Origin of the sequence: Microbacterium sp. 69-10 (assembly GCF_001897945.1) — a bacterium.
Classification (GTDB): domain Bacteria; phylum Actinomycetota; class Actinomycetes; order Actinomycetales; family Microbacteriaceae; genus Microbacterium.
In genome coordinates this window covers 76,353-85,899 of sequence record NZ_MKRT01000017.1, presented here as the reverse complement: position 1 = coordinate 85,899, position 9,547 = coordinate 76,353, and the positions used below count along the sequence as shown (strand labels likewise).

The following is a 9,547-nucleotide window of genomic DNA, read 5'->3' as shown; positions in this document are numbered from 1 at the left end:
CGGATACCCTCAGCCCTGTCGCGACCCCGGTGGGATGAGCTTGTCTGCTGTGAGCGTACCAACGGGTGGTGACACCTCTACCGCCTCGCTGCCATCGGCGTGTCACAGCTGTCAACCCGATGTCGCCTGCTGTCACGGATCATGTCCCGCTGCCAGATCCCGTGTCACCCGACACGCGTTGCCGACAAGGAGACTCTTGACACCGCCTCCCGCCTCGCATAACGTACAACCAAATGGTTGTACAAATTGAACTCAGCGAAGCGGAGATCGACCGTGTGTTCCATGCACTGGCGACGGCGACCCGGCGCGACATCCTGCGCCGGACGATCGAGCGCGAGCAGTCGGTCTCTGACCTGGCCCGCGACTACGAGATGTCCTTCGCCGCAGTCCAGAAGCACGTGGCCGTGCTCGAAGAGGCACGGCTCATCGTCAAGCGCGCCGAGGGACGCGAGCGGCTCGTCCGCGCGAACCCCGAGATGATCGCCCGTGCGCGGGCGCTCCTCGCCCGATACGAAGAGCTCTGGCGGGCACGCATCGCCCGGCTCGACGATCTGCTGGCCGGTCCTCCTCCGAGCGAGGCGGCACCGACGGCATCCGATCCCACCGACAAGCACCACGACACCGACAAGAACCAAGGAGCATGACATGCCTGTCATCGACATCGCGACCGACACCGAGAACCTGACGATGACCGTCACCGCCGAGTTCGCGGCCCCCATCGAGCGCGTCTGGCACGCCTACAGCGACCCGCGTCAGCTCGAGCGCTTCTGGGGTCCGCCGAGCTGGCCGGCCACCTTCCTCACCTGGGACCACACCGTCGGCGGACGCGCCGACTACGCCATGACCGGCCCCCACGGCGAGAGCCACCGTGCCTACTGGGAGTTCCTCGAGATCGAGGAGCCGCACCGGTTCAGCGTGCTCGACGGCTTCAGCGATGACGAGGGCAAGCCCAACGGCGACCTCCCCGCCATGCGCATGGACTTCACGTTCGAGCCGACCACCGACGGCACGCGCATGGTCACGTCCAGTCGGTTCGACTCCCTCGAGGCGCTGGAGCAGGTCATCGCCATGGGTGTGATCGAGGGCACCCGCATGGCCATGTCGCAGATCGACGCCGTGCTGCGCGACCTGCGCGAGTACGCCGAGGGCAAGGGCACCACCGTCGAGTTCCTCGACGACACGCACATCAGCATCACCCGGCTCGTGAACGGCCCGCGCGACCTGGTCTGGCGCGCCTACACCGAGCCCGACCTGATCAAGCAGTGGATGCTCGGCCCCGACGGCTGGGAGATGACGGAGTGCGAGGTCGGCCTGAAGGCGGGCGACCGCTACCGCAACTCGTGGGCGCCGGTCGGAGACAACGAGGGCGAGGCGTTCGGCTTCGAGGGGGAGATGCTCGTCGTCGACGCCCCGCGTCGTGCGGTGCAGAGCGAGCGGATGCAGGGCACCGACGGCCCCGACGTCCTCAGCGACGTGAGCTTCTACGAGGAGGACGGCGCGACCCTGATCACCGTGATCATGGAGTTCCCTGACAAGGACACCCGTGACGGGATCCTCGCCACCGGCATGACCGACGGAATGGAGGCGTCGTACCAGCGCCTCGAGTCGACGGTGCTCGCGGGCGAGTCCGTCGCGTAACTCCGCAGATCAGCACAGCTCCGCAGGGATCGCGCCGATTCCTGCGGAGCTGTGCGTTTGCGCGAGCGGATGCCGGCGCGAGCGGATGCCGCGGGAAGAGCGGATGTCGCGAAGCGGGCGGTGCGGCCGTATCGAGGGAATCTGGCCCTCATGCGCACAAGCTGGACCTGCGCGACCGCAGGGGCATCGGTGCTGTCACGGACTTCTGCGCGCGCGTCAGATCAGCCGGCGCAGCGCCTCCTGCAGCGAGACGCCCTGCGCATCCGCCCGGTCGCGGAGCCGCGCGTGCTCGTCGGCCGTGAGGGTGACGGTCAGCTCGACCGGGTCGAACCCGCGCCGGCTCCCCGAGCCCGTCGACGCGTCGTCGAGACCGTCGAGAAGATCGGATGCCGCGGCCCAGAGCTGTCCGGATGTCTGTTGCGCGGATGCCTGCTGCGCGGGCACCGTCCGCACAGCGGCCTGCTGCGCGGACGCCTCGGCCGGCCGCGCATCCGCCTCGAGCGCCATCCCCCCTGCGAGTGCGGCGCCGCCGTCGGATGCCGACGAGAACCCTGGTCCGCGCTTCGGCTCCTGCTTCTGCTGGTACGCCTTCGCCGCCGCATTGGCGCGCTCGTCGGCGGCCTCGTTGAGCGGATGCCCGGCGTGCCCCTTCACCCAGTCGAACTCCACGTCGCGTCCGCGCAGGGCTTCGTCGATGCCCTCCAGCAGGTCGCGGTTCAGCACCGGGCCCCCGTCGGACTTGCGCCAGCCGCGGCGCTTCCATCCCGGCATCCACTTGGTGACGGAGTCGATCACGTACCGGCTGTCGCAGTGGATGAGCAGCTTCTCATCGGTGCCCGCCGTCGCCCGCAGCAGCTCGAGGACCGCCTGCAGCTCGCCCTGGTTGTTGGTGCCGTGGGGCGATCCTCCGGCGGCCCAGTTCGCGTCGTCGATGTACCAGGCCCATCCGTTCGGGCCCGGATTGCCCAGCGCGGAGCCGTCTGCGGCGGCGATGATCGTCATCCTTCAACCGTAGGGCGTCGATCCGACACGGCCCGACAGTCGGTATCGTCGAGGGATGTCCGGGTTCGCCGCCAAAGCCGTGATCATCCTCATCGTGGTCACGCTGGTCGTCGTCCTCGTCGCCCGCTTCTTCCGGCGCGTGACGCCCGCGAAGCCGGGCACGAGGAGGCAGCGGATGCCTCTGCTCGTCCCGCTCGTGGGAGCCGCACTGACCGTGGCCGGGTCGCTGCTCGCGCTGGCGGCGTTCTCGCCCCAGTACAAGCCCGAGCTGCTGCCCACGCGCATCGCCTCGGCGGTCGTCGTCCTCGCCGGGCTGGCGGCGCTGCTCGCCTATCGCAACTGGTACCTCGAGGTGTTCTCGGATGCCGTGCGATTCCGCACAGTCCTCGGGCGAGAGAAGCGCATCGACTACCGCGACATCGCCGCGTTCCAGGTGAAGAAGGCCGCCGGCCGGGAGCGTCTCACCGTGCGATCCCGCGACGGCGTGCGGCTGTCCGTCGACACGGCCCGGTACAGCGTGGCACCGCTCCTCGCCGCCGCGCGCAGCGCAGCATCCTGAGCGCTCAGTCCTCGGGCTCTCCCGACTCCGTGACGTCGGATGCCTCGGGTGCAGGCGGCGCGACGGGGATGACCGTGCTGGTGTAGAGCGCGCCCAGACCGACGTCCATCAGGTCCATGCTCGGGGCCTCGTCGAGACGCTCGTTCGTCTGCTCATCCAGCGGCTCGCCGGGCAGTGCCGCCCATGCGCCCGGATCCTCCTGCTTCTGCGAGAACAGTCCCATGCGTCCATTCTCGCCCCGGCCCGCTCAGATCGGTGCGGTGATCTCCAGATCGGCGCCGAAGTCGTACCACCACTGCTCCGCGCGCACGGTCTGCCCGAATCCGGTCGCCGTGTAGGTGGCGCTCACCGGCGTCCAGTCCTGCTCGAACAGCAGCCGGCTGTCGGTGATGGTCGAGCCGATCATCACGTACGGAGCGGCGCATTCGAACACCCGGGCCTCCACGACCATGTCGTCCGGGAGGGTAATCTTCTCCTTCGCCGGCAGCAGGTTCCACACCGGGCAGGCCTCCACCGACTGGCGCAGGACGTCGCCGGCGAACACCGCGACGAGCAGCCGGCCGGCCTGGCCGATGATCATCTTCTCGGGGTCATCGGAGTCCGGGTCTCCCTTCACCCAGCCGCCGCCGTCGTCCTGGTAGGCGGTGTCATCCACGAACACGACCTCGTTGGGATCCGCTCCCGTGGTCTTGCCGTGGATCGCGACGTCGGGGCGCAGTCGCACCTCGGCCTGCTGCAGCTCGTCTCCCGTGTCGACCTTCGCCCGGAAGGTGCCGAGCACGTGCAGCGCGTCGCTGAAGCACGCGCCGAGCTGGGCTCCGGTCGCGGTCTCGGCGTCCAGGTCGATGCTCGTGCAGCTGCCGGCCGGGTCGGGCCGTGCGGCAGCGACAGCGGATGCCGAGGGCGACGGCGCTCCGGATGCATCCGCGTCGGCAGAGCCCGGGGCGGGTGCGCCGGAGCATCCGGTGAGCAGGAGGATTCCGGTGAGAGCCGAGGCGGCGGTGAGTCGCTTCACGCGACCAGAATAGACAACCGGATCAGAAGTCGGCGATGACCAGCTTCTTCATGCCGAGCATCCGCTGGTAGCCGCCGGGCCTCGACAGCAGCTCGCCGATGTTCGCGGGCACGATCTGCCAGCTCACGCCGTACCGGTCGGCCACCCAGCCGCAGGCCTCCGCCTCGGGCACGGCCGACAGGGCATCCCACAACCGGTCGATCTCGTCTTGATCCTCGCGGCGCACCTCGAGCGAGACCCCGGGCGTGAACCCGAACTCGTGCGCGATGTCGGAATCCATGATCGAGAACCACTGGTCCCCGACGTGGAACTCGCCGAACATCACGCCGCCGGTCGGGCGGGGGATCACGGTGCCCACACCGGCATCCGGCAGCAGCGACGTGTACAGCTCGGCCGCGTCGCGCGCCTTGCCCTCGACGGCGTTCGCGAACATGATCTGCGGGATCACGAACGGTCGCGGCTCGCCCTCGGGCCGGGTGAGCATCAGCTGCCAGCTCACGCCGTATCGGTCGGCCCCCCACCCGAACCGCGGGCTGAACGGGTACTCGCCGAGTGGCATGAGCGCGGCGCCCCCGTCGGACAGCGCGTCCCAGGTCGCGTCGAGCGCCGCGCGAGCGGCATCCGCGTCACCGTCGAACATCAGCTCGTCGGGGTAGCGCATGGCCACGTGCGCCTTCGTCTTCGGCAGCGCCGCGGCGTAGAACTCACCCGCCTCGCCTGCGTCGGGGCGGGAATCGGGGTTCAGTCGGTGTCGGCGGCGCGGACGGCGTCGACCAGCTCGCGCCAGGCGCCGTGCAGCAGGGCATCCGGCAGCACCTGCTCGTGCTGCGTGTCGTGGATGACGGCATGGATGCTCCAGACGTAGCGATCCGCTCCGGTCTGCACCGCCGGGTCCGGGTGCTCGTCCCAGGGGCAGCGCTCGACCAGTGCGACCCACTCCGGGGTCTGCTCCGGATCGGGCTCGACGCGCCAGCGACGGCGGAGCCCGGCGATCCCGCCCGTGCGCACCACGGCGACGACGATGCGGTCCGCATCGCCTGTGGCATCCGATCCGTCACTCGGGGGCTCGATCTGCTGAGGCATCCTTGATCACTCCGCCTTCAACCACTCCGACGGCGATCCACGCATCGCGCACCGCCGTCTCCACGCTAGCCCCGATGTCGGCGGCAGCGGTGATGGTCGCCTGCGCGAACTCTGTGAAGTCGGCGGTCGCCGACAGCCCGCCGGTGAGAGCGCGGTACCAGACCAGGCCGGCCGTCTCCCAGGCCTTGCCGCCGATCGCGGTGGCCGCCAACGCGAAGGCGCGGTTCGGGATGCCGGAGTTGATGTGCACGCCGCCGTTGTCCTCGGTGGTCCGCACGTAGTGCGTCATGTCGGCCGGCTGCGGGTCCTTGCCGAGCTCGTCGTCGTCGTACGCCGTGCCGGGGTGCAGCATGTCGCGCAGTGCCCGGCCCTGCACGGCCGAGGTGAAGATGCCCTCGCCGATCAGCCAGCTCGCCTCGTCGGCGCTCTGATCCTTGGTGTACTGCTCGGTGAGCGCCCCGAACACGTCGGCGCACGACTCGTTCAGCGCCCCGGACTGGCCCTGGTACTCCAGCGCGGCGGTCGTCTGGATCACACCGTGGCCGAGCTCGTGCCCGATCACCGTGACCGATCCGGTGAAGCCCGTGAACACCTCTCCGTCGCCATCGCCGAACACCATCTGTGAGCCGTTCCAGAACGCGTTGTCGTACTTCTCGCCGTAGTGCACGGTCGCGTTCAGCGGGGCGCCTCCGCCGTCGAGCGAGTCGCGCTGGAACGCGCCCAGCAGCATCCGGAAGGTGTCGCCGAGACCGTCGAAGGCCTGGTTCACCGCGGCATCCTTCACCGTCGGGTCGTCCTCGCCGCGCACCTTGTCGCCGGGGAGCTGCTCAGTGTTGTGCGTGTCGTACACCGTCCGCGTGGGGGCCGCCTGCACATCCGCGATCAGGTCGCCGTTGGAGTCGACCGAGAGCTCGAGGGCGGCGCGGTACTCCGGGCGGCCCTTGATCAGGGTCTGCCGTGCGGCCTCGGCCGCGTGCGCGAACTGGCTCGAACGGGCGAGTCGCGCGAGCAGGTAGCCCGGGACGATCCCCTGATGGATGGACTCTTCTGCAACTCCGGTGGTGCTCATACGGCCGACCATACGCCGGGCTTCCGACAACGGTCAGCCCCACTCCGGAGCGTCCAGGTCCGGCCGGTAGAATCGGCCCAATGACCGATGACCCTTCGACAAGCTCAGGGACCCAGGAGGGGTCAGGGACCGCGGAAGCCGAGCCGCTCGCGCCTTCCGGCATCGACCCCGATGAGCTCGCCATCGCGCTCAAGGTGCTCGCCGAGCTCGATCAGGTCGATCAGCAGCATCCGGACTACATCGCCGTCCGCCGAGCCACCGGCAAGATGTTCCGCGCCGTCAAGCGCGCCCGCCGCAAGGAGATCCGGGACGCCATCGCCGAGGCCGATAAGGCTGTGGTCGCGCGCACCGCGACCGGCGCTCCCGACCGCATCGACGACGAGACCCGCGGGCTCGACCTCGCCACGAGCGTGGTCGACGCACCGATCGCGGGCGAGCTGCTCAAGCCCCGCAACTGCTACATCTGCAAGAAGCCGTACACGCTCGTCGACGCCTTCTACCACCAGCTCTGCCCCGACTGCGCGCGGTTCAGCCACGCCAAGCGCGACGCCCACGCCGACCTGACCGGCAAGCGCGCGCTGCTGACCGGCGGCCGGGCGAAGATCGGCATGCACATCGCGCTGCGGCTGCTGCGCGACGGCGCGCACCTCACGATCACGACGCGCTTCCCGCGCGACGCCGTGCGCCGCTTCTCGTCTCTGCCGGACGCCGCCGACTGGCTGCACCGGCTGCGTGTGGTCGGCATCGACCTGCGCGACCCCGCCCAGGTGATCGCTCTGGCCGACTCCGTCGCGGCGCAGGGGCCGCTCGACATCCTCATCAACAACGCCGCGCAGACCGTGCGGCGCTCACCGGGTGCCTACTCGCTGCTGGCGGATGCCGAGCTGCAGCCGCTCCCGAACGGACCGCTGCCCGAGATGGAGACCTTCGGTCACACCGCCGACCCGCATCCGCAGGCGCTGCAGGCGTCGGTCGACGCGCATCCGCTACTCTCGGTCGCAGCCCTCGGCGGCACCGTCGCCGAGCAGGGCGGGCAGGCGCTGACCGCCGAGGATCTCGCCCGGCTCGCCATGGCGCCCGGCTCCTCGTCGCTGGAGAAGCACGCCGACGGCACCGCGATCGACGCCGGCGGTCTCGTGCCCGACATCAACCGCGTGAACAGCTGGGTGCAGTCGGTCGATCAGGTCGACCCGCTGGAGATGCTCGAGGTGCAGCTGTGCAACACGACGGCGCCCTTCCTGCTGATCAGCCGGCTGCGTCCTGCGATGGCCGCATCCACCGCGCGTCGCAAGTACATCGTGAACGTGTCGGCCATGGAGGGGCAGTTCTCCCGCCGGTACAAGGGGCCGGGGCATCCGCACACCAACATGGCCAAGGCCGCGCTGAACATGCTCACCCGCACCAGCGCCGGTGAGATGCTCGAAACCTCCGGCATCCTGATGACCGCCGTCGACACCGGCTGGATCACCGACGAGCGCCCGCACTACACCAAGGTGCGCCTGGCCGAGGAGGGCTTCCACGCCCCGCTCGACCTGGTCGACGGCGCCGCCCGCGTGTACGACCCGATCGTGCAGGGCGAGGCCGGCGTCGACCTGCACGGCGTGTTCCTGAAGGACTACCGCCCCAGCCCCTGGTGAGCCGTTGGACGCGGCGGCACGTCGAGATGGTCTAGCCGCTACGCGCGACGGTGCTCGACAGTGAGGTCGTACAGGTCGCCGCGGTACAGCGAACGGGTCGACTCCACGATCGTGTCTGCTTCGTCTTTGGCGGTCGCGCGCACGGCAAGGCAGGGCGTGCCGTCGGCCAACTGCAGCAGCTCGGTGGTCTCAGCATCCGGAATCACCGCGCTGATGCGCGACGTCGCCCGTTCGATCGCCGTGCCGTACTGTTCACGCAGCACCGCGTAGAGCGAGCCGGTCAGGTCGTGGCCGAGCAGGCCGGGGAACCGGTCGGCAGGCAGCGCGGTCTCGTCGACGCCGATCGGCACGTCGTCGCCGAAGCGCAGGCGACGGATGCTGTACACGTGAACGCCCTCGTCGATCTGCAGGGCGGACGCGGTGTCAGCATCCGCCGGCCCCATCGACATCCCGAGAATCTGGGAGTGCGGCACCCGCCCGTGCGAGCGCATGGCCTCGCTGAACGACATCAGGGTCATGGTGCGGGTCATGGAGCGTTGGGCGACGAAGGTGCCTTTGCCGCGGATGCCGACGATGCGCTTCGCATCGAGCAGGATCGTCAGCGCGCGCCGGGTGGTCATCGGTGAGACGCCGAATTCCTTCGACAGTTCCTCTTCGCTGGGCAGGGCTTCGCCAGGGCTCATCGCGTCGATGCGGCTCGAGAGCGTGTGCAGGATCTGCTGGTACTTGGCAACCATGGTCGGTCCGATGCTATCTATGCGGCACGGTGCGTGTGTGCAGACGTGCGTTGCGGTGAACCCTGCGGCCAAACGGTCGCAATGAAAGTCAGGGTGCCATGTTCAACCACAGGGTTTGTTTCGAACAAGTAAACCTTGATCTCAGTACGGGTATCAATCTTTATCGAATGGTTGACGCGTTCTGACTCGATTGCTAGCTTACCCCTTAGTCCTATAGTTGTTCTATTTCCCTAGGGTTGAAATCAAAGGAGAGCCGATGAAGAACTCGCTTCCCGCACCGCGCGTGCGCCGGATCGGCGGAGTGCTCGTCGCGAGCGCCACCGCGGTCGCCCTGACCGCCTGTTCCGCAGGTGCAGGCGACACTGCTGGTGGGTCCAAGCTGGTCGTGACGTACATGGACTCGGGCACGTACAATGTAGCCGCCGAGAAGTACGCACCGACCTTCGAGAAAGAGAACGACGCCAAGGTTTCGATCGAAGCCTTCCCGTTCGCCACGCTCGGTCAGCAGAATGCGACCGACCTGATCACCGGCACCGGTGCGTTCGACGTGATGTCGACCAGCGCCTGGGATGTCGAGATCTACAACAACCTCGACCCGCTGACCAAGCGGATCGACGGCTGGAAGAACCGCGACCAGTACATCCCCGAGCTGCTGAAAGACGGCCCGAGCCCCTACGCCTCTGGTGAGCAGGTCGGCCTGACCTATGCATCCGACGCGTACGGCATCTTCGTCAACACCAAGTATCTGCCGGCCGACACCACGTTCACCGACTGGGACGACCTGGTCGCCAAGGCCACCGCGCTCAA

Annotated in this window: 12 protein-coding genes; 5 read left to right on the top strand and 7 right to left on the bottom strand. The window is 68.7% G+C overall.

Going from position 1 to position 9,547, the window contains the following annotated elements; all coding sequences use genetic code 11:
- Nucleotides 1-233 precede the first annotated feature (233 nt).
- Both BGN97_RS06780 and BGN97_RS06775 read left to right on the top strand, forming a co-directional pair.
- Nucleotides 234-644 carry a metalloregulator ArsR/SmtB family transcription factor gene (locus BGN97_RS06780; protein WP_292699205.1) on the top strand — a complete coding sequence of 137 codons (411 nt, stop codon included), beginning with the start codon at nt 234-236 and terminating at the stop codon, nt 642-644.
- A gap of 1 nt (nt 645) precedes the next feature.
- Nucleotides 646-1,638 carry an SRPBCC family protein gene (locus BGN97_RS06775; protein ID WP_292699202.1) on the top strand — a complete coding sequence of 331 codons (993 nt, stop codon included), beginning with the start codon at nt 646-648 and terminating at the stop codon, nt 1,636-1,638.
- 216 nt (nt 1,639-1,854) lie between these two features.
- Here the strand turns inward: BGN97_RS06775 and BGN97_RS06770 are convergent, their stop codons facing one another.
- Nucleotides 1,855-2,640, bottom strand: a complete 786-nt coding sequence (locus BGN97_RS06770) for a ribonuclease H (RefSeq protein ID WP_292699199.1) — start codon at nt 2,638-2,640, stop codon at nt 1,855-1,857.
- A gap of 55 nt (nt 2,641-2,695) precedes the next feature.
- Between BGN97_RS06770 and BGN97_RS06765 the strand changes: the two genes are divergently transcribed.
- Entirely contained in the window at nt 2,696-3,199 is a 504-nt protein-coding gene (locus BGN97_RS06765) for a hypothetical protein (RefSeq protein ID WP_292699196.1), read from the top strand.
- A gap of 4 nt (nt 3,200-3,203) precedes the next feature.
- On the opposite strand, the gene BGN97_RS06760 is transcribed toward BGN97_RS06765, so the two are convergent.
- The 5 genes from BGN97_RS06760 to BGN97_RS06740 all read right to left on the bottom strand — a co-directional run bounded on the left by BGN97_RS06760 (nt 3,204) and on the right by BGN97_RS06740 (nt 6,366).
- Nucleotides 3,204-3,422 (bottom strand): hypothetical protein, encoded by a 219-nt coding sequence (locus tag BGN97_RS06760; RefSeq protein ID WP_292699194.1) that lies wholly within the window; start codon nt 3,420-3,422, stop codon nt 3,204-3,206.
- A gap of 24 nt (nt 3,423-3,446) precedes the next feature.
- A complete protein-coding gene (locus tag BGN97_RS06755; RefSeq protein WP_292699191.1) occupies nt 3,447-4,214 on the bottom strand; it encodes a hypothetical protein in 768 nt (255 codons plus the stop codon).
- A 22-nt stretch (nt 4,215-4,236) separates the two neighbouring features.
- Nucleotides 4,237-4,875, bottom strand: coding sequence for a VOC family protein (locus tag BGN97_RS06750; RefSeq protein ID WP_292699223.1), 639 nt, complete (start codon nt 4,873-4,875; stop codon nt 4,237-4,239).
- A gap of 80 nt (nt 4,876-4,955) precedes the next feature.
- On the bottom strand, nt 4,956-5,297 hold the full coding sequence (locus tag BGN97_RS06745) for a protealysin inhibitor emfourin (protein ID WP_292699188.1): 342 nt from the start codon (nt 5,295-5,297) through the stop codon (nt 4,956-4,958).
- Nucleotides 5,269-6,366: a M4 family metallopeptidase gene (locus tag BGN97_RS06740; RefSeq protein ID WP_292699185.1), complete on the bottom strand. Its 1,098-nt coding sequence runs from the start codon at nt 6,364-6,366 to the stop codon at nt 5,269-5,271. The genes BGN97_RS06745 and BGN97_RS06740 overlap by 29 nt, the downstream gene beginning before the upstream one ends.
- Nucleotides 6,367-6,446: 80 nt before the next feature.
- Between BGN97_RS06740 and BGN97_RS06735 the strand changes: the two genes are divergently transcribed.
- The gene (locus BGN97_RS06735) at nt 6,447-8,003 is read left to right on the top strand and encodes an SDR family oxidoreductase (RefSeq protein WP_292699182.1); all 1,557 of its coding nucleotides are present in this window, start codon (nt 6,447-6,449) and stop codon (nt 8,001-8,003) included.
- A gap of 38 nt (nt 8,004-8,041) precedes the next feature.
- Here the strand turns inward: BGN97_RS06735 and BGN97_RS06730 are convergent, their stop codons facing one another.
- Entirely contained in the window at nt 8,042-8,740 is a 699-nt protein-coding gene (locus BGN97_RS06730) for a GntR family transcriptional regulator (RefSeq protein ID WP_292699178.1), read from the bottom strand.
- A 256-nt stretch (nt 8,741-8,996) separates the two neighbouring features.
- On the opposite strand from BGN97_RS06730, the gene BGN97_RS06725 reads away from it, so the two are divergent.
- Nucleotides 8,997-9,547: extracellular solute-binding protein (locus tag BGN97_RS06725; RefSeq protein WP_292699175.1), on the top strand; the 551-nt coding region annotated here is incomplete at its 3' end.

Excerpts from the sequence above, each read along its gene's own strand:
- BGN97_RS06735 (WP_292699182.1), top strand. The coding sequence starts at position 6,447 with ATGACCGATGACCCTTCGACAAGCTCAGGGACCCAGGAGGGGTCAGGG.
- BGN97_RS06780 (WP_292699205.1), top strand. The coding sequence starts at position 234 with ATGGTTGTACAAATTGAACTCAGCGAAGCGGAGATCGACCGTGTGTTC.
- BGN97_RS06775 (WP_292699202.1), top strand. The coding sequence starts at position 646 with ATGCCTGTCATCGACATCGCGACCGACACCGAGAACCTGACGATGACC.
- BGN97_RS06770 (WP_292699199.1), bottom strand. The coding sequence starts at position 2,640 with ATGACGATCATCGCCGCCGCAGACGGCTCCGCGCTGGGCAATCCGGGC.
- BGN97_RS06730 (WP_292699178.1), bottom strand. The coding sequence starts at position 8,740 with ATGGTTGCCAAGTACCAGCAGATCCTGCACACGCTCTCGAGCCGCATC.
- BGN97_RS06760 (WP_292699194.1), bottom strand. The coding sequence starts at position 3,422 with ATGGGACTGTTCTCGCAGAAGCAGGAGGATCCGGGCGCATGGGCGGCA.
- BGN97_RS06745 (WP_292699188.1), bottom strand. The coding sequence starts at position 5,297 with ATGCCTCAGCAGATCGAGCCCCCGAGTGACGGATCGGATGCCACAGGC.
- BGN97_RS06765 (WP_292699196.1), top strand. The coding sequence starts at position 2,696 with ATGTCCGGGTTCGCCGCCAAAGCCGTGATCATCCTCATCGTGGTCACG.
- BGN97_RS06740 (WP_292699185.1), bottom strand. The coding sequence starts at position 6,366 with ATGAGCACCACCGGAGTTGCAGAAGAGTCCATCCATCAGGGGATCGTC.
- BGN97_RS06750 (WP_292699223.1), bottom strand. The coding sequence starts at position 4,875 with ATGCGCTACCCCGACGAGCTGATGTTCGACGGTGACGCGGATGCCGCT.